This window comes from Agrobacterium sp., from assembly GCF_059499945.1.
Map to the genome: position 1 here is coordinate 53205 of NZ_JCABZP010000005.1, position 23165 is coordinate 76369.

Annotated in this window: 17 protein-coding genes and 1 pseudogene; 13 read left to right on the forward strand and 5 right to left on the reverse strand. The window is 55.0% G+C overall.

What is annotated here, in order from left to right; all coding sequences use genetic code 11:
- Window positions 1–10 precede the first annotated feature (10 nt).
- Entirely contained in the window at window positions 11–1699 is a 1689-nt protein-coding gene (locus AC5I5B_RS05525; protein WP_495752417.1) for a hypothetical protein, read from the reverse strand.
- 727 nt (window positions 1700–2426) lie between these two features.
- Between AC5I5B_RS05525 and AC5I5B_RS05530 the strand changes: the two are divergent.
- The 4 genes and pseudogenes from AC5I5B_RS05530 to AC5I5B_RS05545 all read left to right on the forward strand — a co-directional run.
- Window positions 2427–3454 (forward strand): annotated as a pseudogene (locus AC5I5B_RS05530) (recombinase family protein); the annotation flags it as partial.
- Window positions 3455–3610: 156 nt separating this feature from the next.
- Window positions 3611–4858: an ABC transporter substrate-binding protein gene (locus AC5I5B_RS05535; RefSeq protein ID WP_495752418.1), complete on the forward strand. Its 1248-nt coding sequence runs from the start codon at window positions 3611–3613 to the stop codon at window positions 4856–4858.
- Window positions 4859–4934: 76 nt separating this feature from the next.
- Window positions 4935–5813 (forward strand): branched-chain amino acid ABC transporter permease, encoded by an 879-nt coding sequence (locus AC5I5B_RS05540; RefSeq protein ID WP_495752419.1) that lies wholly within the window; start codon window positions 4935–4937, stop codon window positions 5811–5813.
- A 10-nt stretch (window positions 5814–5823) separates the two neighbouring features.
- A complete protein-coding gene (locus AC5I5B_RS05545; protein ID WP_495752420.1) occupies window positions 5824–8325 on the forward strand; it encodes a branched-chain amino acid ABC transporter ATP-binding protein/permease in 2502 nt (833 codons plus the stop codon).
- Between the two features lie 176 nt (window positions 8326–8501).
- Here the strand turns inward: AC5I5B_RS05545 and AC5I5B_RS05550 are convergent, their stop codons facing one another.
- The 4 genes from AC5I5B_RS05550 to lhgO form a co-directional block, all read right to left on the reverse strand.
- Window positions 8502–9698, reverse strand: a complete 1197-nt coding sequence (locus AC5I5B_RS05550) for a DUF3422 domain-containing protein (RefSeq protein WP_495752491.1) — start codon at window positions 9696–9698, stop codon at window positions 8502–8504.
- A 64-nt stretch (window positions 9699–9762) separates the two neighbouring features.
- On the reverse strand, window positions 9763–11199 hold the full coding sequence (locus AC5I5B_RS05555) for an NAD-dependent succinate-semialdehyde dehydrogenase (protein ID WP_495752421.1): 1437 nt from the start codon (window positions 11197–11199) through the stop codon (window positions 9763–9765).
- A gap of 38 nt (window positions 11200–11237) precedes the next feature.
- On the reverse strand, window positions 11238–12884 hold the full coding sequence (locus AC5I5B_RS05560) for a GMC family oxidoreductase (RefSeq protein ID WP_495752422.1): 1647 nt from the start codon (window positions 12882–12884) through the stop codon (window positions 11238–11240).
- A 58-nt stretch (window positions 12885–12942) separates the two neighbouring features.
- Complete coding sequence (gene lhgO, locus AC5I5B_RS05565) at window positions 12943–14133, reverse strand: L-2-hydroxyglutarate oxidase (protein ID WP_495752423.1); 1191 nt, start codon at window positions 14131–14133, stop codon at window positions 12943–12945.
- A 148-nt stretch (window positions 14134–14281) separates the two neighbouring features.
- On the opposite strand from lhgO, the gene AC5I5B_RS05570 reads away from it, so the two are divergent.
- From AC5I5B_RS05570 to AC5I5B_RS05610, 9 genes are all read left to right on the forward strand, one after another.
- On the forward strand, window positions 14282–14971 hold the full coding sequence (locus AC5I5B_RS05570) for a GntR family transcriptional regulator (protein ID WP_107676500.1): 690 nt from the start codon (window positions 14282–14284) through the stop codon (window positions 14969–14971).
- Window positions 14952–15431 (forward strand): cupin domain-containing protein, encoded by a 480-nt coding sequence (locus tag AC5I5B_RS05575; RefSeq protein WP_495752424.1) that lies wholly within the window; start codon window positions 14952–14954, stop codon window positions 15429–15431. Before AC5I5B_RS05570 ends, AC5I5B_RS05575 begins: the two co-directional genes overlap by 20 nt.
- A gap of 54 nt (window positions 15432–15485) precedes the next feature.
- Window positions 15486–16259 carry a hydroxypyruvate isomerase family protein gene (locus AC5I5B_RS05580; RefSeq protein ID WP_495752425.1) on the forward strand — a complete coding sequence of 258 codons (774 nt, stop codon included), beginning with the start codon at window positions 15486–15488 and terminating at the stop codon, window positions 16257–16259.
- A gap of 23 nt (window positions 16260–16282) precedes the next feature.
- Window positions 16283–17608: an NAD(P)H-dependent oxidoreductase gene (locus tag AC5I5B_RS05585; RefSeq protein WP_107676497.1), complete on the forward strand. Its 1326-nt coding sequence runs from the start codon at window positions 16283–16285 to the stop codon at window positions 17606–17608.
- Window positions 17605–17931 (forward strand): NIPSNAP family protein, encoded by a 327-nt coding sequence (locus AC5I5B_RS05590; RefSeq protein ID WP_495752426.1) that lies wholly within the window; start codon window positions 17605–17607, stop codon window positions 17929–17931. Before AC5I5B_RS05585 ends, AC5I5B_RS05590 begins: the two co-directional genes overlap by 4 nt.
- Before the next feature lie 160 nt (window positions 17932–18091).
- Complete coding sequence (locus AC5I5B_RS05595; RefSeq protein WP_495752427.1) at window positions 18092–19120, forward strand: ABC transporter permease; 1029 nt, start codon at window positions 18092–18094, stop codon at window positions 19118–19120.
- A 12-nt stretch (window positions 19121–19132) separates the two neighbouring features.
- A complete protein-coding gene (locus AC5I5B_RS05600; RefSeq protein WP_495752428.1) occupies window positions 19133–20647 on the forward strand; it encodes a sugar ABC transporter ATP-binding protein in 1515 nt (504 codons plus the stop codon).
- A gap of 34 nt (window positions 20648–20681) precedes the next feature.
- Window positions 20682–21767, forward strand: a complete 1086-nt coding sequence (locus AC5I5B_RS05605; protein ID WP_495752429.1) for a sugar ABC transporter substrate-binding protein — start codon at window positions 20682–20684, stop codon at window positions 21765–21767.
- A gap of 57 nt (window positions 21768–21824) precedes the next feature.
- Complete coding sequence (locus tag AC5I5B_RS05610; protein ID WP_495752430.1) at window positions 21825–22769, forward strand: SMP-30/gluconolactonase/LRE family protein; 945 nt, start codon at window positions 21825–21827, stop codon at window positions 22767–22769.
- The last annotated feature ends 396 nt before the right edge of the window (window positions 22770–23165 follow it).

The window sequence follows — 23165 nt, forward strand, 5'->3', positions numbered from 1 at the left end:
CGATTAGCCTTTAACCTGCAATTTTTACGGCCTTGTTGAACCCTGACAGAATTTTGCTAATGAAGTCGCTACGAAAGTGCCGGTTGCGCAGATCAACCTCCAGGATGTTTGAAAACTGCGGGCTCGTCTTCTCCAGTGAATGCAGCGCAGTTTTTGCTGTCTGTGTATCGTTGATCTGGCCGGCGACCGCGGTCAACAGGCACCAATAGAATGGGCTATCAGGAACCGGTTGATCCCGCAGCAGCTTCAAGGCATCGTCATATGCCCCGCGCCAGTACAAACCGGCTGCCAGAAAGGTGTAATCGGACGGCTGCGGAACAGTCATAAGCCCAATGGTTTTCCTGAGCATGGCGTCTGCCTGACCATAAGCCCCTAACGCAAAGAGCCGGCTTGCGATTGTCACGCGCTCCCGGGCATTTTCGGGGAGTACCGCGAAGGCCCTGATTGCCGACGTCTCAAAGCCCCTTGTATCCTCTAGCTGAAATTCCAGCATCGTTTTTGCGCGGAGTGTCATCCATGACCCAGGAGCAAGTCTTTGAGAGTTCTGATAGGATTTCCGGGCCTCTTCAAGGAGAAGTTGGCTCCTTACCCGGTTGTTTTGATCAGCTTCTGCAATACTGTCTTCGATACGAACAAGGGCAAGCAAGGCCCATGCCCCAGCATAGTCGGGTTGTGCACCCACCGTATCGGTCAAACATTTGGACATCCATAGACGGTCCCTATCCGTCATCGTTGTGAGTTTATTGAGACTATGGGTTACGCAGACGTAACCCGCGACCGGTTCAGTCGGCAAGTTGCGTTGCTCAGCAGACCGGATCGCTGCATTTTCACCCACGAGTTCCTGCACCAGAATATCCAGGGACCGTCCATCGCTTTGCCCTGCGATTCTCGAGGACCAAAGCACGACGCCGGTTCTAGCATCGACCAACTGCCAATGCAGCGCAAGACCGTCGGCCTCTGCGCCAGCCTCGCTCGTGACAACATATACACTTTGCAGGCTCGTGATCCCAGCCGCATAGCTATGAGCTTCAGCAAAGTCGCTGGTCCTGACAACGCTGTTCACGTCATAAAATGACATAGCGCTTGAGAGACGAACGGGGAAGCCGCGTGCGAACGTGACCGTACGCTCGTCGTCGGTCAGTGCTGTTGTCGCCTGAATGAGAATAATGGGAGGCTGGCGGGATGGAGGGGCATTCCCAAAAAGCAGCAACCATCCCAGAAGCAGGGCTAGAACGGCGAGTGAAATGCCTGCGGCGATATAGGCCAGAAAATGGTGAACCGTTCTCTCCATGTTACCGGCCTCGGCATCCATTGAGGGTGCCGTTCCGGAAACTGGCTCGACGTCGTCCGATTTGTTTTCTGGGGCAGAACGTTTGTCGATGAAAACCGGAAGGTATCGTCCTCTTGGCAAGGAGATGACAATCGGATCATCGCGACCTTCTGTTTGATAATATTTTTCGAGTGCGGCCCGCAACCGGTTTGCCGTCGTGCGTACGATCCCATCATGGGCGGTATCGAAATCACTGCTTCGGTTAAGGACTTCTATTCCTATCGAGTAGGATTTTATTTTGTTCTCACGTCCTTCAATTGTCTCGGTAACAACATAATTCAAGAACTTTCTTAGTCTATCTGAATTTTGGAAAGTTTTAGATTGTAAAATGCGAGAGAGTTGCTCACCAGTTTTCTTCCGTTGCTCCATGTATACCCCTTTTTTCAAAAAACTATTTATATATCCTCGTCTGAATGTTTGATTGTTAGTTATTTCTGTTTCAGGCTGGTGCGCATTGGCGAGCCGACAAGCAGCAGAACCGGCAGGAACCATTGCGAACGGCACCCTGGTCAACATGTGGCAGGGCAAGCCAGCGTGGTGACGCCGCTCGCTTTCGCTGCGGAAACCGTGAGGTACGCATAGAAATAACGTTCACCGAAAACGTATCAGTCGCGTCACGAGATATTTATGATAGGGTGTGTGACGCCGTACAGCCTGTTAGACGTCTGGTTTCCTCTAGCGATGCTCTGCGCTAACGCAGGGCCCAAAGCACTCGAGTCCGACACGTCACAGAGGTCGACATGAACAAGAAGGGCCTCATCTAAGTCCTTTCACCCGACACGCCCAGTCCCCGGCCATCAGCCTGGAATAGCGTCCCCAAGAACGGTGCTGCGATTTATATCAAACAACATGATGCACGATTGCCACCATCGACGAAACCAACACATGTTTATTAAATAGCCTATTTCATTTGCTCGCCGGCTCAAAGTATTTCAAAATTTCAATATTGTACTCCCGCCGTTTTTGATCGGTTTTCGATAAAATGAGCAGTTTTTGAGAATGTAGTCCCCTGCAAACACTGTGGTGGAGGAGTTGGACTGGCATTGACGTGCCCCCAATAAATTAGGCCATTTTGAACTGGAATTTTCCAGGTTCAGATCAACGCATCCAGAAGGCCATTGCACTCGTCTTCAACTAGGTCGATGAACTCGGCAGTGCACGGCAAGCTCTGCTATGGTTCCTCGAACAGGGGTTGGACCTGCCGGTCAGGTACGCCAATGGCGAGGTCATCTGGCGCAGGCCAAATTATGCTACCATTCACCGGATGATTGTGAATCCGATCTACGGCGGAGCCTACGCTTATGGTAAGAGTCGCTCCGTGCCGGGATATGATGGCTGATCTGGAATTCGCCGCAAGGCGCGTGATGAATGGCTTGCCCTGATCCCGGATGCGCACGAAGGTTACATCCGTTGGGAACGGGCGGAGGAGATCCGCAAGATGGTCAGCGACAATGTACCGGCCAGTCGCGATCATGGAGCGCCGAAGCATGCTTACGCTCTGCTTGCCGGCCTTTTCCGTTGCAAAAGGTGCGATCGAAAGCTGACGGTTCGGTACACCGGAAACAATCATAATATTCCGCGCTATTCCTGCTGGCGTGGTCTGCTCGAAAATGGCGAGCCCCGGTGCATTGCTTTCGGCGGACTGCGGGTCGATGACGCGATCGAAGAGGCACTGCTCGGCGTGGTCGAACCAGGAGCCGGCACCGCCGCCATCGAAGCAGAACGCAATATGGCCAGCCAACGCGACCAGGTTCAGGATGCCCTTCTACACGACCTCGAGACAGCGCGCTATGCCACTGAGCGGGCATTCAGACAATACGACGCGTCTGATCCGGAGAACAGGCTGGTGACGTCGGAGCTCGAAGCGCACTGGAATAAGACGCTTGCTCGCGTCGGCGAGATCGAAGCCAAGATTGCCAAACTGAGCCTTGGTATCCATGGTGAGCAGGGCGTTCGGAGAATGCATTCGCCTCTGCAGACGAACTTGCCAGGCTTCTCCTGGACACAATGAAGGCCGGCGGAAGACTGAAGCAAGGTGACCGCGTCACGCTGCTGGTGAATGGACCTGGATCGACGCCGCCGATTGAGCTGTCAATCGTAGCTCGGTCAACTGTTATGGCCCTAGTGGGCCTTCACAGAGGCAGCACACATCAGAGATGCGAGACGCATCATTCGCGACGTCAACGATAATGTCTATTAAAATGTTGACAATTCACTCCGGTTCGTCATAGTCATTTTATGTGCAAATATTGCACAATGCTGGCTCTGGGAGGAGAATAAGTGGGCAAAATTTTTCTAGGCCGCAGGGATTTTCTGCGGACAAGTGCGGTCGTAACAGTTGGAGCGTTGGCGACGCCTTCTCTCCTGAGAGCGGCTTCCGATCCTATTATCATCGGTCATTTGACCCCGCGAACAGGTCCCCTTGGTCCTCTTGGAGACCTTGCCGTTATGGCTCAGGATCTCGCAGTCGAGCAGATCAATGTGGCAGGCGGGGTGAGCGGACGCCAAATCAAACTTATCAAAGAGGACTCCATGAATCCTCAGACCGCGACAACGAAGGCGGAGCGGTTAATCGAGCGTGACAAGGCGGTGATGATCATTGGCGAAGCTTCGTCGGCGTCGGCCTTGTCCATCTCGCAGGTCTGCCAGCGGGCGAACAAGATTTTCATCAACACCGGCGCTAACTCCGACTTCCTTCGCGGGAAGGATTGCAAGCGCATCATGTTCCATACCGAAATTCATAACATTATGAACGTCAACGCTGTTGGCCAGTACTTCCTCGACCACGACATGGTAAAGGGCAAGAAGTGGTACATGCTCAGCGCCGATTATTCTTTCGGGCACGATCTGCGCAATGGAGCCATGGCGTTTTTGAAGCGGAACGGCGGCGCAACGATCGGCGATGAGCTGATTCCCACGGATACAACGGATTACTCGTCCTACCTTCTGAAAATCCGCGCAGCGAAACCTGATCTGATTATCTTGAACCTCGCCGGGGCAGGCGCCGCAACTTTCTTTAAGCAATACGGCGAATTCGGGATGGATATCCCGTTGGGTGGGTTCGACTACAACAGCGCTTTCGCCTGGGCTGCCGGCATCGAAAACTTCAAGGGCACTTGGCCCTGCATCTGGACGCATCAGATTAAAACGGAAGGTTCGCAGGCCTTCGTGAAGGCCTTTAAGGATCGTTACGGAAAACCACCGGAAAACCAAGCGTATACGGACTACATCGCAACCCATATCGCCGCACAGGCAATCAAGGCGACTGGCGGAACCGATACCGAGACCCTGATAGCCTATTTCGAGAACCCGGCAACGGAGTTCGATATCCTGAAGGCGCGAAAGGGGCGTTTCGACCCCGGCTCGCATCAACTTTTGCAAGAAATGTACACGGTAACGGCGGTCGATCCAAAGAGCGCAAAAAATGAGTGGGACATTTTTACGACGTCCGACCCTGTTCCAGGTCCCAATGACGACTTGGCCGATTTGCGTCATGACGCGGTCGGTGGTGTTTGCCAGTTTACCTGATCAGGAATGTCGAGAGTTTTTGCTACCGCCGCGAATGTTCGTTCGCTGCGGTAGTCTCTTGCAAGCGGGGTTTGTAATGTCCGTACTACTTTTCGTGTCTCAGCTTTTGAATGGCCTTCTCGATGGCGTTTACTACCTGCTGATCGCGCTGGGATTGTCGTTAATCTTCTCACTTGGAGGCATCGTCAATCTTGCCCACGGCGCGTTTTTTGCCATCGGTGCTTATCTGGCGCTGGTCTTGACGCCCTATCTCGGATTTTTTGGTGCCCTCATCGTGGCGCCGCTGTTGGTGGCCGCTCTGGGTGCTCTCGTCGAACGCCTGCTCTTCAAACGTTTCTATCGCATCGATCCACTTTACTCATTGCTCCTGACGTTCGGTCTGTCGATGATGATCGAACAATCGTTACGATGGTATTTCGGCTCTGCGCCGCACGCATACTCCATTCCAGACGCTTTGCGCGGCCAGTTTTTCCTCGGTGACTTCGTTTATTCACGCTACCGGACGTTCCTGATCTGCGTTGCGCTGATGATGGTCGCACTCGTCTGGGTGCTGCTGAACAAGACCGCGTTTGGCCGCATTGTAAAGGCGGGGGTCCAGAACCCTGATATTCTCGGCACCCTCGGCATATCGCTCAGACCGTATCTCACAAGTGTATCGGCGATCGCAATCGGTATCGCAGGCCTTGCGGGCGTTATGCTGGCCCCTATCCAGCCAGTCCATCCGCTCATGGGGGCAGAGGTTGGCACAGCGGCCTTCGTCGTCGTTGTGATCGGTGGCCTCGGCTCGTTCTGGGGTGTCGTTATCGCGGCGCTGCTCGTGGGCATTGTCAAGGGTTTCATGATCGCTATCGGGCTTTCCCAATACTCGATGCTGGCGATCTATCTTCTGATGTTCCTGGTTCTTCTCATCCGTCCGCGTGGGCTGATGGGCGAACGCATCACCAGATTCGAATAGGTATTTTCCAATGCACAACAACAAACTTCTCGCCACGTTCGCGGCGATGCTCCTCGTGCTGCCGTTTGTCATGGAGTTTCTCGGGCTCGGAACCAACTCGGCCACAGAACTTGTCATTTTTGCACTTGCTGCAACCGGCTTGAATATTCTGGCCGGATATACCGGGCTGGTCTCATTCGGCCATGGAACATGGTTCGGGCTTTCCGCTTATGTCGCAGGCCTTGCGGCTTTGTCGATGAACAACGGCAGCATGCTGGCGTCCGCCGTTCTCGCCATAGGGTGCACTGCACTGCTCGCACTGCTGGTCGGCACCCTTATGCTTCGCAGAAGAGGCGTCTACTTTTCTCTGATGACGCTCGCATTGTCGGCGATGTCGTTTCAACTCGCCTACCGGTGGACGGATGTCACGGGCGGAGAGAACGGCCTTGGCGGAATCGAGCGTCCGGCTTTTCTGGAAAGCAACAGCAGCTATTACATCGCCGTGGCGGTTATCGCCTGGCTGGGGCTGGCCTTTGTGCTTCGGTTTATCCGCTCCCCCGTGGGATCGGTTCTCGTTGCCATCCGTGAAAATGAGGCGCGCGCCCAAGCTCTCGGCTATGACGTGTTTCGCTACAAGCTGATCGCGTTCATGATATCGGCAAGCATCACGGGACTTGCCGGTGTACTGCTGCTTTACCAGAATCGGTTCACATCGGCCGAGCCGATGTCTATCGTTTTCTCTGGCGAGTTGCTTGCAATGGTCGTCATCGGCGGGATGCGCGGGTTTCTCGGGCCAGCTATCGGTGCCTGTTTCTATATTATATTCAGGGAATATCTGTCGATATATACGGAAAACTGGCTTTTCTGGTTCGGCGCGATCTTTCTGTCCTTCGTGCTTGGGGCACGGGGCGGGATCATCGGTATAGGAGCGCAGGTCCGGGCTCGATTTTTCCCCGAACCGGATGGCGTTGCTGCAATGGCCGGACGGCGAGCGGAGAAACATCCCCTTCCAGCCGGGCTAAAGCCGCAGTCGACTGCCGAGGGTGCGGTTCTTGAAGCAGACAGTATCGTGAAGAGGTTTGGAGGGTTCAAGGCGGTCGATCGTGTCTCCGTCGCCGTTCGGGACCGCACGCTCCATGCTCTCATCGGCCCTAATGGGGCGGGCAAGACGACAGCATTCAATTTGCTGACCGGCATTTTACCAGCCACGGCAGGCAAGGTGCTTTTGATGGGGCAGGAGATATCGGGCAAATCGCCTAACCAAATCGCGCATTTGGGCCTTGGCCGTTCGTTCCAGATCACAAACCTTTTTCCAGAGCTATCCGTCTTCGAAAACATGCGTCTTGCGGTGCAGGCACACAGTGAGGAAAGGTTCGGTCTGATTGCGGATCGCGATGGGCTATCGAAGGTCAATGCCAAGACCGGAGAGATTCTCACCTGGGTCGGCCTCGCAGGCATGGAGGAAGCAACGGCGGGATCACTGTCCTATGGAGGGCAACGCCTACTGGATCTCGGACTGGCGCTGGCAACCGAACCGCGCATACTGCTGGCGGACGAGCCGCTCGCAGGCCTTTCCGTCGCCGAACGTGAACGGGTGGGCAATCTTATCAAGGAGGTGTCGCAAAACATTCCCGTCCTGCTCGTGGAACACGATATTGATCGCGTTTTCGAACTTGCCGACCACGTAACCGTGATGGCCGAGGGGCAGGTACTTCTGGATGGCAGCGTTGAGGACGCGCGGAGTTCAAAGAAGGTTCAGGAGATCTATATTGGCTCCGGAACGTCCGCGGTGGCCGCCCTTTCCCGGCAGGGACAGGCCGGAACCGATCTGATGCTACAGTTCGAGAAGGTCAATGTTCATTACGGCAAGAGCCACATCCTGCACGATATCTCGCTCGATGTCCATAAAGGAGAAATCCTTGCATTGCTGGGCCGAAACGGGGCTGGAAAGTCCACTCTGCTGAAGGCACTGACCGGTATCGTCAAACCGTCTTTGGGGTCCATCCGCCTGCTTGGCAGTGAACTGGCGGGCCTTTCATCCGCGCAAATTTCGCGAAAAGGAGTTGGTTATGTGCCGCAGGGTCGCGGATTGTTCGCTGGCATGACTGTCCGCGAAAATCTGGAACTGGGCAGAATTCGCCGTCAGACGGGTGAGGGGAACCACTGGTCGATGGAACAGATCCTCGAATATTTTCCGCGCCTTGGCGAACGTCTGGATACGGCCGCTGACCGTCTGTCCGGCGGGGAGCAGCAGATGGCCGCCGTCGCGCGTGCACTTTCGGGCGATACCCGCATCCTCCTGCTCGATGAGCCCTTTGAAGGTCTTGCACCTGCTGTCGTTGAGCAGCTCTTCATCACCTTCGACAAACTAAGGGACGTGTTGTCGATCGTGATCGTCGATCATAATCTCGATCTGGCACTTGCCTTGTCGGACAGAACGATCGTGCTGGAAATGGGCCGTGTGTTGCATGAGGTTGCCTCCAGCAAGATCGCCAACGATATCGACCTTCGCCGCAAGATGTTGTGGATGTAAACAACGAAGCGCCCTGAAAACAAGCTGAAAGGAAATCCCGGTCAGGTTACCCCTGAGCGGGATTTCTCCGCTTCAAGCGAGCGGTATGATGGCAGATATGAGGATGATTGCTTGGGCGCGTACTATTTAGAGGTGTTCAGTCGACCTCTGTCCGCGGGTTGCAAGCGGCATATGTATCAGTCTTTCAAAGCCTTTTTGACACGGAATATCGCAAGGGCAACCGCGCACAAGGCAACGGGAATGAAAGTCAGGAACGCCATTGGATGGAGATGCAATCCTGCATGTTCCAGCGCCTCGATTATGACCTTTGACAAGGCAATTATGTAATAGGTAATCGCAATAATCGAAAATCCCTCGACAGCACGCTGGATTTTCAGCTGAACAGCAGCACGTTCAGCCATTGCTTTGATCTGGACGGCATTCTGATACTCGACCTCGACCTGGATTTTCGTCTGGAGCAGATCGATGAGGTGCATAGTGGCGTGGGACAGTTGATCCAGCCGCAGGGCTGTTGCGTCACAGGTCCTGATAGCCGGCTTGAAGCGGCGATCAACGAAAATACCAAATCTCTGAAAACCGGGAACATGGCTCTCTCGGAGTTCCTTGATCCGCTCTTCCACGATTTTGGCGTATGCAGCCGTTGCTCCGAACCGATGGCGGGTGCGGGCCGCGGCCGAGATGATTTGTGCGGAGAGGCGCGAGATGTCGTCCAGCAGCGCGCGGTGGCCATCGCTTCCGACTGTCGCATTGTGATTGGCCAACGCCGTCAACTGCGTGTCGTAGGACGCCAGCATGGGACCAAGCAACCGCGCCTCAGGTAGCGCAAGTAATGCCATCGCGCGGTAGGTTTCGATCTCGCACAGACGCCTTACCATCCGTCCCAACCGGTATGCGTTGAGTTGGGCGTTGAAGAGAATAATACGGCTGGAATTGTCGGGCTGGACACGAAAGTTGGAGCAAATTCTGGCGTCTCCGTTCCCGACCTCGGATGCGGCCGTATCGCCCAGACCGAAGGCTTTCAGGGTCATGCCCAGTTCAGCCGGTCCATTTTCCAGCACCAGCAGCGCGAGACGATTAACAAGCGTTCCCCTGTCCAACCCTATAATCTTCAGGGCTTCCTGTTCCGTGAGTGTGAGTTCGGGCCATGTCTCAGGTACTGAAGCCAATTGGATAACGCGTGTTACGGTCACGAATTCGGTGTGATGTTCCACTTGGGTCCGCACGTCGGGACTTCCGGCAATCTGCTCCTGGATAACACAAGGCAATGGCCTTGATGGAGCCGCGGGCATTATGGCGATATGCTCCACCAGTGCCGGGCCGACAAAATAGATCGACGGCCTGGCATGGAGTTCAGCATTGAAATCGTGCTTCATGGTCATCGGGGGGCGCCGAATAGTTGTCAGGGAGGGCGGATATGAAAGCCGTCCACCCGACACTTCACGGGTGCTGAGCGATGAATTTGGTTGTCAGATAGGCATCAAGCCCTTCCGGGCCGCCTTCTGATCCATAGCCGCTGTCCTTTACACCTCCGAACGGCGTTTCAGCCATCGAGATTGCAAAGCTATTGATACCGATCATGCCGCTCTCGATGGAGTCCGCGACATCCGTGGCCGTTGCAACCGAGCTTGTGAACGCATAGGAGGCCAAGCCGAATGGAAGGCGGTTAGCCTCCGCGATTGCTTCATCGAAATGCCTGAACGGTGTGACGGTGGCGATGGGGCCAAAGGGCTCTTCGGACAGAATTCTGGCATCGGCCGGGAGGTCGGTCAGGACAGTCGGGGAAAAATGGTAGCCCTGATTGCCAATCCGCTTGCCGCCAGCCGCAACTTTTCCGCCTTTCGCTCTCGCATCGGACACCAGATCCTCCATAGACTGAAGGCGGCGATCGTTGGCGACCGGCCCCATCTGGGTGTTCTCGTCAAGACCATTGCCGACGTTGATGCTTTCGATACGTTCGGACAACGTTGCTGCAAATTCCTTGTATCGATCTTCCTGCACGATAAATCGGGTAGGAGACACGCAAACCTGGCCCGCATTGCGAATTTTGGAAGTGACCGACAATGCGACCGCATTGGGGTTCGCGTCATTAAAGATGATGACCGGCGCATGCCCTCCAAGCTCCAGAGAGATTTTCTTTACCCCCTCGGCGGCAAGATGCGCGATATGACGTCCAATGCCAGTCGAGCCGGTGAACGTTACTTTCTTGATGATTGGCGAGCGGATCAATGTTTCCGAAATCATCGCCGCGTTTCCGAACACCACGTTGAGCACGCCTGCGGGAAGTCCGGCGTCCGCCAGAGCGCGGGCAATCGCCAGAGCCGTATTCGGTGTTTCTTCCGATGGTTTTACAATGCACGTGCAGCCAGCGGCGAGAGCCGCCGCGATCTTGCGGGCAGGGGCAACAGCCGGGAAATTCCAGGGAGAGAATGCCGCAACGGGCCCCACAGGTTCACGCAGGACGACGTGGCGCGCGCCTTTAACCCTCGGCGGAATGATGCGGCCATAAGCGCGGCGGCCCTCTTCGGCATACCATTCGAAGAAATCGGCTGCGGCATCGACCTCCATTCGGGCCTCCGCATTGACCTTGCCCTGCTCAAGCGTCATCTGTACGGCGATATCGTCGCGGCGCTCGCGGATGAGTTCCGCCGTTTTGCGGAGGATTTTTGCCCGGTCGTAGGCCGACACATGACGCCAGAGTTTGTAGGCCTTTTGCGAGCTTTCCAGTGCGCGGTCGAGATCGGCGGCAGTGGCTCTGGGCATACGTGCCAGCTCCGAGCCATCGGTTGGGTTGACGACAGCGGAGAGTTCGCGGTCGCCGCCTTCAATCCACTCTCCGTCGATGAACAAAGAGGGTTGGTTGTATACGTGGGTCACGGGTTTTTCCTTTGTATAGGCATGAAATCGGATTGGAACTAGATAACGGGGGACAACGGCGCGCGTCCGCGGATCATGTCGGCGGCTTTTTCCGCAATCATAAGGGTGCTGGCGTAGGTATTGGCGGATGGCATTGTCGGCATGACGGAGGCGTCGACGACCCGAAGTCCAGAAATGCCATGCACCCGCAACTGATCGTCTACGACGGCCAAACGGTCATCGGCCTTGCCCATGCGGCAAGTTCCGATCAGATGGTAAGCGGTCGATCCCTTGCTCCGGGCAAAATCCAGAAGTTCCTCGTCGGTTTGGCAATCCGGTCCAGGGATTTCCTCGCAGTCGAAATAGGGCCGCATGGCGGGGGATGTTAAAAGCTTTCGCGCAATCCTGATCCCGGCCACGATTACTCTTTGGTCGAGAGGATCGGCGAGATAATTCGGTTGAACGACAGGCTTTTCGAATGGCTCGGTGGCGCGAATGCGAACGTAACCCTGGCTTTCCGGTCGCTGTTGATACGGCCCGCAGGTAACGCCGGGGTAATCTTCGAGAACGCCCAGATAACCCTCTTTGTAGCTCGCTGGCGTAAACGAGCATTGAATGTCAGGTGCATCGAGTTCCGGCGAGGATTTGCCAAAGGCGTAGAACATTGCAGGCGTGACGGAAATGATGCTTGGCCTACCCAGCGCCCATTTCAGGATTTCCAAGCCAAGCGGAATGCCTCTGGCACGACTGTTGAGGGTCGGGATATTCTTGACGCGGGCGACCAGTCGCGCAGCATAGTGATCACGGAAGTTTTCGCCAACACCCGGCAGGTCATGCGTGACGGAAATGCCGAGGCCGTTCAGCAATCCTGCTTCGCCAATGCCCGAAAGTTGCAGAACTTTCGGGGAGTTGATCGCTCCGGCGCTGAGAATGATTTCGCGTGTGGCGTGGATATCCACAGGCTGCCCTCCCTCGCCACCTTTCAGATACCGCACGCCCGTTGCGCGTTTACCGGTTAAAAGAATACGTGTGACATGGGTGTGCGTGCGGATTTCGACGTTTGGCCGTTTGCGAGCTTTCTTGAGGAAAGCGGTTGCGGCATTGACGCGCCTGCCGCGGTAAATGACACGCTGCGAATATCCGGTGCCAAACTGTGTTGCGCCATTGTAGTCGCGGTTGCGTGGTAAACCCAGCGTTTCCGCCCCGTCTGCAAAAATTTCGCACAATGGATAGTCGCCATCCAGGTCGGTAACCGGCAACGCTCCCGTACGACCTCGATACCTGTCATCACCATCGCCGATACGTCTCTCGGTGCGCTTGAAGTAGGGCAGTATGTCATCATAGCCCCATCCTGCATTCCCGCGCCTTGCCCATTCGTCAAAGTCACCCGGTTGCCCGCGGCTATAGACCATACCATTTATGCTGCTTGACCCGCCAAGCATACGTCCCTGCGGAAGAACGATCGAGCGGCTGTTGGTCCCGGCGCTTGCTTCGGTCGGAAACCCCCATGTCATCTTGGGGTCGAAAAGGATCTTTATGTATCCTGCCGGGATGCTGACAAAAGGATGCCAGTCCGTCGGGCCGGATTCCAGCACACACACTCGAGAGCGACCATCCTCCGAAAGCCGCTCCGCCAGCAACGATCCCGCCGATCCTCCACCAATGATAATGTAATCGAACGATTCTTGCGCTGCCTCGGCTGTCATCGCTCTTCCTCCTCTGCTGTCTATGCCGTACCGAAGGGATTCTTCCCGGCACTATATCTCAGTTGGTAATTCGCTCGGCGATCATTCGGGCAATCGGAATAGCCGAAGTTGCTGCGGGGGAGGGAGCGTTACCCACATGCAGCGTCCGTTTCGTGTTGAGAAACAAAAAGTCATGAAGGAGATCGCCCTTCGCGGTGATTGCCTGCGCGCGAATGCCTGCGCGATAGGGGACCAGATCTTCCAACACGAGATCTGGATAATATTTCTGACATTTTTGCATGTACTTCGCTTTGGACATGGAGTTGCTGAATTCTTCCAGCCCTGTTCGCCAGTTCTTGCGCGCCACGCCCCAGAATCCGCTGAAAGATGCTATCGAGAGTGCATCGCGAAGGTTGAAGGATAGCTTTTGGTACCCTTCTCTTGAAAAGCCCAGAACGGCGTTCGGTCCTACCGTCATTTCGCCATGGATGGTGGGCGTCAGGTGAATGCCGAGAAAAGGTAATGCGGGGTCTGGAACGGGATAGATCATGTGGGTGACACCGATCTTCTTTTCCTCCCGGACTCTATAGTATTCACCGCGAAAGGGGACGATACGGAAACTGCCGCCTACGCCAGACAGCCGCGCGATCCTGTCTGCTTGTAACCCGGCACAGGCAATGACTTTTCGCGAACGATAGGTTTTGTTGCGGCAAACGACTTCCACTTCGTCAGAGGTTTCTCTAAGGGCGGTCACCTCGTCGCCAAAAACTATCTCTCCACCTGCCTGCCTGATTAAATTGCTAAGCTGAATGCAGATTTTCTGGTAGTCGACGATACCGCTCGATTTGACCCTTAGAGCCGCAACGCCCGCAATCTCAGGCTCGCATTGTCTGAGAGCGACGGTGTCAAGTTCCTCCACCACCGTTCCGTTCCCTTCAGCGTTTATTTTCAACGCTCTCATCCTCTCCAGCTCGAGCTTGTCCGTGGCGACGATCAGTTTTCCTGGTGTTGCAAACGGAATACCGTACTCGAGACAGAAATCCTTGGTGGCCTTGGCGCCCTGAACGCATAGTTGCGCCTTCAGGCTGCCTGTCTTGTAGTAGACGCCGGCATGAATCACGCCGCTATTGTGTCCGGTCTGGTGGAATCCCAGCACGGTTTCCTTTTCAATAACGATGACTTTGGCACCATTGGTGCGACTAAGAAGCTCATGGGCTGTCGCCAACCCGACGATGCCGCCTCCAATCACGCAGAAATCGAAAACAGTCACGGTAACTCCCCGGAGACAATATTCTAGGCTATTGAGTAGGAAATCGGCACGATCCCGTTCCGATAAAGTGAAAATGGATAACGCCAACATCAATGTCAACAAAATAATTGACATAGATGTTGGCTGCCATTATTGATTGGAAACTGACATGAAAGATGGGCCAGACATGAGAGAAATGAAAAACTCGAACGAGGCTGACGTCGGACGGGAAGACGTGTTCGAAGCTCTGCGGCTTGATATTATCTTTGGGCGACTTCGTCCGCGTGAGCGATTGCTGGAAGGTGAGCTCACGGAGCGGTTTGGCGTGGGACGTTACGTCATACGCGCAGCGCTTGACGATCTTGCGCGGCTTGGCCTTGTGCAGCAGCGTCCTAATCGCGGCGTCGTAATCTCGGATTACGGTGTCGATGAGGTGGACGAGCTGTATGCAATGCGCACGCTTCTTCAGACGGCTGCTGCCCAGCGCATTCCCATGCCAGGAAGCGAAGATCTCGTTTCCAGATTGAAGGAAATCAACGACGGCTATTTGCGCTGTATCGAAGCTGGAGACCTTGCCGGTGCGGCATCTGAAAACGACAAGTTCCATGCCACGCTGTTTGGAGCTTGCGGGAACCGCTTTCTTGCCGCCGATATTGAAAATTACTGGCAAAAGACCGCATCAATCCACTGTTACGCTATAGGTCTGCCTAACCTGGCGAGAAATTCGATCGACGAGCACACGGCCATGATCGATGCATTGCAGGCTGGCGACAGGGCAGAGTTTACGCGCTTGTGCATAGCGCACATGCAGCCGGCGCTTGATGCCTTCCGGGCAGCCCATGGCGGTTGGGGTCGCTGAAAACCACACATCTTATCTTGAATATCTGGAGGAAAACGTGGGAGCTAATGTTACCATTCTAAAGGTGGACGATATCAAGCGCATCCAGCGCGGAAGCGGAATAGAGACGACGCCACTGGTGACGCACATGAGTTCGCCCGGTGCGCTTTTTACCACCGGTATGAGTGTCTATCCCAAAGGCCGAGGAGCGCCACTTCATATCCACAACTGCGATGAGCAAGTGACGTTACTCGAAGGGATTGGAGAGGTCGAAGTTGATGGAAAGATCACTCCGCTGGTCCCCTACGACAGCACTTATATCCCTGCGGGTCTGGTTCATGCTTTCCGCAACACTGGCGATGCGCCCATGCGGATCTTGTGGATCTACAGCTCGGCAAAAGTAACGCGAACCTTCGCCGGAAGTGATGAAGAGGTGGAACACCTGTCTGCCAAAGACCTCATGGGTGAGGCTCCGAAATAAGTGGAGCGGCGCGCGGGAGGAGGGCGGTCGTTTGGCCTGTGCGCGAACGTTTCCATGATGTTTACAGAGTACGGCTTCATGGAAAGGTTTGCTGCGGCACGCCAGGCAGGGTTTGGGGCGGTTGAACTCCTTTACCCTTACGGTCTGGATATCAGCGAGATCAGGCAGCAGTTGGACGACAACAATCTCGACCTGATTTTGGTAAATTCGCCCGTGGGCGAACCAACTAGAAACGAGAAGGGTTTAGCGTGCCTCGCCGGACGGCAAGACGAGTTTCGCCGAAGTGTGGATGAGGCGCTGAGTTATGCTCTTCCGCTGGGCGTCCGTTTTGTGCATCTGCTCACCGGAGTTCCAGATCCCGATTTGCCTCGCGAAGCGGTTGAAGACATTCTGCTGGAGAATCTGTCATGGGCTGCCGGGCTGGCGAGGTCAGCCGGACTGACGCTTACTCTTGAAGCACTCAATTCCCATGACGTTCCGGGCTACTATATCAGTACGCAGAGACAGGCGGCCGATATCGTTCAACGTGTGAATTCGCCATTCGTTCGGCTTCAGTTTGACTTCTATCATTGTCGCCGGTCCGGTGAAAACGAGATCGAGACATTTGTGACATTGCGTCCACTTGTGGCGCACGTGCAGGTTGCCGATACGCCAAGGCGGTCCGAACCGGGTAGCGGGGAGCTCGATTTTGAGGCAATTTTCGACTGCCTCAAAGCAACTGACTATTCCGGCTGGGTTGGCTGTGAGTACCGGCCCGCTGAAAAAACAGTGGCAGGTCTCGCTTGGATAGACCGCTACGGTCTACGGACCCTGATGCGAAACCCTTAACTTTCAGAACAGAGGAATATATCGTGAATTTATCCGCAATGGCCCGCAATGCGGCTGCCAATGGCGCACCTGTGCGTGTCTGCCTGATTGGTGCCGGCAAGTTTGGATCGATGTTCCTGTCTCAGGTGCCGACGACGGAAGGCATCGATGTGGTCTGCATCGTAGATCTTTCGCCAGAGCGCGCGAAGACGGCCTGCAGAAATGTGGGATGGGACGAGGACGATATCGCTCGAACCGCATTTGTCGAAGGCTGGGATAACCTGCCGTCGCTTGATGAGATCGACGTCGTGGTCGAGGCTACAGGCAACCCGGCGGCCGGAGTTTATCATGCCCGCAAGGCAATCGCCGCTGGCAAACACATTGTGATGGTCAATGTCGAAGCGGATGTGCTTGCGGGGCCGCTACTGGCAAAGCTTGCCGACGACAAAGGCGTGGTTTACTCGCTTGCCTACGGCGATCAGCCGGCACTCATATGCGAAATGGTTGACTGGGCACGCAGCTGCGGATTTGACATCGCGGCGGCTGGCAAAGGCACGCGCTATCTTCCGTCGTTCCACGAATCCACACCGGACACAGTTTGGGCCAATCGGGGGGTCGCGGTAGAGGATGCCAAGAAGGGCGGCATGAACGCCCAGATGTTCAATTCTTTCATCGACGGCACGAAATCCGGCATCGAAATGGCGGCTGTCTCCAATGCGACCGGGCTGCGTCCTTCGCCGGAGGGGCTGTTCTTCCCGCCTTGCTCTGCCGAGGAGCTGGCGGAGACCCTACAGGTCGGCAGCCATGAGGGAGGCTTGCACCACCACGGTCAGGTGGAGGTTGTTTCTAGCGTCTATCGCGACGGGTCGGTGATACCTAACAACATCCGATGGGGTGTCTACGTGGTCTTCAAGGCCCCGAATGAATACACAAAGCGCTGCTTCAAGGAATATGGCGTTACGACCGACAAGAGTGGCGAATATGCCGCGCTCCACCGTCCTTTCCACCTTATCGGACTGGAACTGAACGTTTCGATTTTCGCTGCCTTTTTCCGCGGTGAAGCAACGGGTAAACCCACTGCTTTCGTCGCCGATGTCGTGGCCACGGCGAAAAAAGATCTCCGGCCGGGAGATGTTCTCGATGGGGAAGGTGGCTTTATGGTTTGGGGGCGCCTTATGCCCGCCGCAGACAGTCTCAGTATCGGCGGCCTGCCGATCGGGCTGGCAAGCCATCTCAAACTAACCCGGCCCGTGGCAAAAGGCGCCGCCTTGACATGGGATGATGTGGAAATCGACGAGGCCGACGAAACTTATAAATTCCGCCGAGCGATGGAGCTGGAATTCAGCGTTTCCAAGGAGATTGCATCGTGATTTACGAGATGCGGATTTATCACTGCGCTCCGGGCAAGCTGCCGGATCTGCTTAAGCGGTTCGAGGAAACAACGCTGGCATTCTGGGACACCTACGGTATCCGGCAGGTCGGCTTCTGGACAGTTGCGGTTGGCCCTTCCAATCATGATCTGCATTACATTCTCGCGTGGGACAGCATGGATCATCGTCAGAAGATCTGGAATGCTTTCATGGCGGATCCGGACTGGACCGCCAAGCGAAAGGAAAGCGAGCGTGAAGGCCCTATCGTCACATCCATCACCAATATGGTGCTGGAGCCCACCCGGTTTTCGGCACTGCGATAAAGCGAAGGATCATTGTCCGCAATATTGTCTGAAATTATTGTTGACAATATTGCGGACATCCATCTTATTACGAGAGATTTCTATAGTCCACTGGAGGTTGAGCTTCGTCGTAATACGAGGCGCATAGGGCCGGAAATCTGAAAAAAAGCGGAGGAATAATATGTCGATCATTACGGCATCGGAAAAGTCTGGCGCGAACACGGCTCCGAAAAGACATGATCAAAAATCGCAGGAAGGATTAATCCTGAGGTTCTTGAGAAAATGGGGCACTTTGACCGTTATCATCGCCGTCGCCATCATTTTCTCGGTCATGTCCCCGTGGTTTTTCACGGTGGCAAACTTCAACAATATCCTATTTTCGATGATCGTGAGCGCGCTCGTCTCCATCGGTCTCACCTATGTGGTGGTCGCGGGCAGTTTCGATCTGTCTATCGGTCTGACCGTTACCACAGCCTCGATCGTGACTGCGTTGATGATCCCGATTGCAGGTCCGGCGGCGGCAATCCTTGTGGCACTTCTGGTCAGCGGTCTGATCGGTCTTATAAACGGCCTGCTCGTTACCTACGGGCGTCTTTCCGGCATCGTTGTCACACTCGGAGTAAGCTTCGTTCTCGGTGGAATGAATTTGTTCATAACGGGCGGCTATCAAGTCGCCGTCGATTACAGTGAGACTGCTTTCCGGTTCATCGGTCAGGGTCGAGTGGGCTGGATCGCTTTTCCCGTCATCATCATGCTTATACTCGCAGCCTTCGGCCATCTGCTGGCGACGAAGACGCGCGCGGGATATTACATCACTGCAGTGGGCGACAATCCGATGGCGGCTTATTATTCCGGTATCAAGGTCTATTTCTGGATCATCACCGCCTTCATTCTGTCTGCTGTTTTTGCCGGTATGGGCGGTGTTTTGCTCACGTCGATCTCCTCCTCGGCACAGCCTGTCGGTGGACAAGGATATCTGCTTGAATCCTTTGCAGCAGTCTATCTGGGCGCGACGATTTACGGAAAGGGCAAACCTCACATTCTTGGAACTTTGATCGGCGTTTTCTTCCTCTACATGCTGAGCGCCGGCATGAATATGCTGGGCATACCCTTCGCAGCGCGCCAGCTTGCCAACGGCCTGATTCTGATCCTGGCGGTCGGTGCCAACGCTCTTCTCAACCGTGAAGAAATCCATCTCAAGTTTATCTGAGGGAGCACTGTGATGTCTGCAACGCAGAGCAACGCGATTGTCGAAATTCGGCAATTGACCAAGGACTTCAGCGGAGTTCCAGTTCTAAAAGGTGTCGATCTAAGTTTCGAAAGAGCTGAAGTGCACGGCCTTCTGGGCGAAAACGGAGCTGGAAAATCGACGCTTATCAAAATCTTGACGGGCATTTATTCCCAGACAGCCGGAACAATCATGGTCAACGGGGAGGTGGCGTCCATTCGCGGCCCCATTGATGCCCACGGATATGGTCTGGGCGCGGTCTATCAGGATGCGGAAATGGTCACCGGTCTGACCGTTGCCGAAAACATCCTGCTCGGCAACGAGCCGGGCGGGGTGTTCATCGATCGCCCCGGCATATTCCGCAAGGCACAGGAGATCGTCGATACGATCGGTCTTGATCTGGATGTTCACGAGATGGCGCGCAATCTGACCGCCGCCCAGATGCAACTCGTCACGCTGGCGATGCTTTTTCACCGGCGATACAAACTCATTATTCTTGATGAACCTACAGCGCGGCTTTCTGGTAACGAGGTCGATCTTCTGTTTACGCTGATTGAGCGGTTCAAGGCGCAAGGCATCACGATCGTCTACATTTCACACAGGTTGGACGAGGTGAAAAAAATCTGCGACCGCGCCACAATCCTTCGTGGCGGGAGAGTTTCTGCGACACTCGGTCGATCAGAGATTACCGAAGAGCGTGTGACCGAACTCATGGTGGATCGGTCGAAGAAAAATCTGGAAGTTCGAAACAAAGGACTGGCCCGGCAAACTGTCGCTCTCGAGGTTCGGAATCTATCCAATGCGCGATTGTCGTCTCTGTCTTTTTCCATTCGTGCTGGAGAAGTGCTGGGCATCACCGGTCCTGTCGGCGGGGGCATGGAGCAGGTCGAAAAAATTCTGGGCGGATTGACCGGCTATGCTGGCGAGGTTCTGGTCTCGGGCGCTCTACGTAAACTTGGTTCGCCCGCTCTTGCACAACAGAGCGGCATCGCTCTCATCCCGGAAGATCGCCGCAAGCAGGCGCTGTTTCCGAACCTGAGCGTCGCGGATAACATCGCGATGCCGGTGCTAAGGCGTTTCGGTCGCCTTTCCTGGGTCCGGTCAGGTCACAAACTGGCTTTTGCACAGGCAACCATGAACCAGCTCAATATCAATCCGCGCGTGCCCGAACGCACAATGAAGTTCTTGTCCGGAGGCAATCAGCAGAAGGCCGTGATCGGGAAATGGATGTCGTCGAAATCCGGTATTTATATCTTCGTCGAGCCGACTTCCGGTGTGGACGTCGGAGCAATCCCGGAGATTTATGCGACGATTCTGGGGCTCGCGGAGCATGGGGCTGCAATCATCGTCATATCGTCCTCGCTCAACGAAATTCTGTCCCTGAGCGAAACCACGATGGTTATCCGCAAAGGGCAGAGGATTTTTGAAGGGCCGACGCGTGACTGCACCTACGATCAGGTGCTCTCGCTTGTCATGTCCGGGCAGGCCGTCAGGAAAGCGATCGCATAACAACTATAAAATAAACACAGAGGAGGTGTGTAGCATGACGAAGATTCCACATATTCAAGAGATTTTTGAACACGTCGAGTTCAGCCGGCGTTCGTTGATACAGTCGTTGGCACTGGGTGGCGCAGTACTTGCCGCAGGTGCCGGTGTCGCGTCGATCGCCAGTGCGGAAAACATTCCGGTATCTAGCGGCGGGAAGAAGGTGAAAGTCGGCATTCCTCTGACCTACGGCCCGTTCAACCAGCCTTGGCGGCGCGGCATGGGTACGATGGTAAAGACCGTTCTCGATAATGGCGGCGAAGTGGTCACCATTCGCGGCGAGCCGACAAAACAGAGCGAACTCGACGCTATGCGCCAGCTTCTCGATCGTGGAATCGACGTGCTTTGCATGGGCAATTACGCGACAGAGTCCGAGACCGCTTACATCGCCGAGGACGCTCATCGCCGCGGCATCAAGACGGTTGGATTTCAGGTGACCGTGAAAGATTCTCCGTCTGTTGTCGAAGACACATGGGGCTTGGCCACCGCGCTTGGCTATTTTGTGCAGAATGCGCTGAAACGACAGGGCAATATCGTTCAAACCGCCGAGGATAAGGGCTTTTTCCAACCGTTCGATATGGAAGCAGCCCAACTCGAGATGATGACCAGCTTCGAGCCGCGCATGAAGGTTCTCCCGTTCATGTCGGGCAGCACGTCCGGCAGCGACCAGATATCGAAAGGGCGCGAAAACGTCCTGTCGCTTTTGCAGGCAAACCCGGACCCTGCAAGCATCAATGCCATTATCTCCTGGTGGTGGCCCCTGTCCATCGGTGCGGTTCAGGGTTTGAACCAGATGAACCGCACCAATATCATGATTGCCAATCACTATTTCTCTGAGCAACTGCTAGAGGAAATGGCTCGTCCGGAAAGTCCGATCGCATTCAGCACGGATACTCCCTGGGATATTGTCGGTGAAAAAACCGCTCAGTTAGCATTGGCGCTGGGCCGTGGAGAAAATGTTCCCAACGACGTTTTCCGAACGCCGGTCAGGGCCATCACGCGCGATCAGGCAGCAGAGACACTGGCAAAGCTTCGTAAGGACGATGCTGAAGCTATTGCGATCCTCAAGCAATATGGTGGCTGACGCTGCTTTTCGGGAAGGGCAACGTTGCCCTTCTTAACTCTATTCTGGAGGATGGGAATGAGTGTACTGATACCAGTGGACAAAGTGCCTGGGCGGGTTATCGCGACGGGATTGAAATTTCCTGAAGGCCCCACGCTGATGAAAGATGGTTCGATTGCCATCGTGGAAATCGAACGCGAGACGGTGAGCCGGGTCGACATGAACGGACATGTCAGCGTTATCGCAAAGGTGCCGGGCGGCCCCAACGGGCTTGCCGTTGGTCCGGACGGCGCATTTTATGTGTGTAACAACGGCGGGTTCACATGGGAGGAGCGTGACGGCATTCTCCATCCGACAGGCCAGGCGACAAGCTATGCGACCGGGAGCATCGACCGTGTCGATCCAGAAACGGGTGAGGTCATCCGCCTTTATGATCGTTGCGGCGATCATCGTTTGAGCGGACCCAACGATATCGTCTTCGATTCCGCCGGCGGCTTCTATTTCACCGATCTCGGCAAGACCAGAGAAAAAGATCGCGACCACGGAGGTGTTTTCTATGCGCGGGCAGACGGATCGTCAATCGTCGAGATAGCGTTTCCTGTACTGACGCCAAATGGCATCGGCCTGTCTCCGGACGAGAAAATACTCTACGTCGCTGACATGGAACCCTCGCGAATTATTGCCTTCGATATCATCGAGCCGGGGGTCGTCCGTAAGGAATCGTTCCCCTCGCCTTATGGGGGGCGTTGCATTTGCGGTCTCCCTGGTTACCAGGGATTCGATAGCCTTGCGGTGGATGCAGAGGGCAACATCCATGTCGCGGCTACGATGACCGGGGAAGTGATCGTTATCAGGCCAACCGGTGAGGTCAAACGCCGTGTCGCCTTCGGCGATCCTTTCACCACCAATATTTGCTTCGGCGGCAACGACCTGAAGACGGCATTCATAACACTCTCTGGAATCGGCTTGCTTATAGCGGTGGACTGGGAAGAGACAGGCTTTCGCCTCCCTTTCGAGATTTAGGTAGACGCGGCTGAGTAGGTGAGCTTCTCGGAACTACAGAGGTTCCGAGCTCACCTTGAGCTAAAAAGCAAATTTTGGCCAGAGAGCTAGCCCATTGGCTTGTTGGGCTATCTCAACGGATCGGCCGGAAATGACCAGTTGGCTTGACTAAGCACTACTCAAAAAATTCTTCTACAACGGCGGGCGCTGGCAGGACTACTGGATTGATCTGAGAGGCGATTGAGAGTTTCGTCTCCTAAAAAGCGGGATATTTGTCTTTGCTTCCTATGTCGAAGCCTATGTAGAATGGATGCAAAAATGCTGAAAGCTCCGCAGCCCGATCTACCATGGCGCGCCCTAACGCTACTTTGGCAGATTAATCCTAGGTTAAGGCTAATCGGCCATCTTTGGCATTCC

Bases quoted from the DNA above. Each gene is read 5' to 3' on its own strand.
- AC5I5B_RS05525 (WP_495752417.1), bottom strand. From the start codon at position 1,699: ATGGAGCAACGGAAGAAAACTGGTGAGCAACTCTCTCGCATTTTACAA.
- AC5I5B_RS05540 (WP_495752419.1), top strand. From the start codon at position 4,935: ATGTCCGTACTACTTTTCGTGTCTCAGCTTTTGAATGGCCTTCTCGAT.
- AC5I5B_RS05545 (WP_495752420.1), top strand. From the start codon at position 5,824: ATGCACAACAACAAACTTCTCGCCACGTTCGCGGCGATGCTCCTCGTG.
- AC5I5B_RS05550 (WP_495752491.1), bottom strand. From the start codon at position 9,698: ATGAAGCACGATTTCAATGCTGAACTCCATGCCAGGCCGTCGATCTAT.
- AC5I5B_RS05560 (WP_495752422.1), bottom strand. From the start codon at position 12,884: ATGACAGCCGAGGCAGCGCAAGAATCGTTCGATTACATTATCATTGGT.
- AC5I5B_RS05570 (WP_107676500.1), top strand. From the start codon at position 14,282: ATGAAAGATGGGCCAGACATGAGAGAAATGAAAAACTCGAACGAGGCT.
- AC5I5B_RS05575 (WP_495752424.1), top strand. From the start codon at position 14,952: ATGGCGGTTGGGGTCGCTGAAAACCACACATCTTATCTTGAATATCTG.
- AC5I5B_RS05580 (WP_495752425.1), top strand. From the start codon at position 15,486: ATGATGTTTACAGAGTACGGCTTCATGGAAAGGTTTGCTGCGGCACGC.
- AC5I5B_RS05595 (WP_495752427.1), top strand. From the start codon at position 18,092: ATGTCGATCATTACGGCATCGGAAAAGTCTGGCGCGAACACGGCTCCG.
- AC5I5B_RS05600 (WP_495752428.1), top strand. From the start codon at position 19,133: ATGTCTGCAACGCAGAGCAACGCGATTGTCGAAATTCGGCAATTGACC.
- AC5I5B_RS05605 (WP_495752429.1), top strand. From the start codon at position 20,682: ATGACGAAGATTCCACATATTCAAGAGATTTTTGAACACGTCGAGTTC.
- AC5I5B_RS05610 (WP_495752430.1), top strand. From the start codon at position 21,825: ATGAGTGTACTGATACCAGTGGACAAAGTGCCTGGGCGGGTTATCGCG.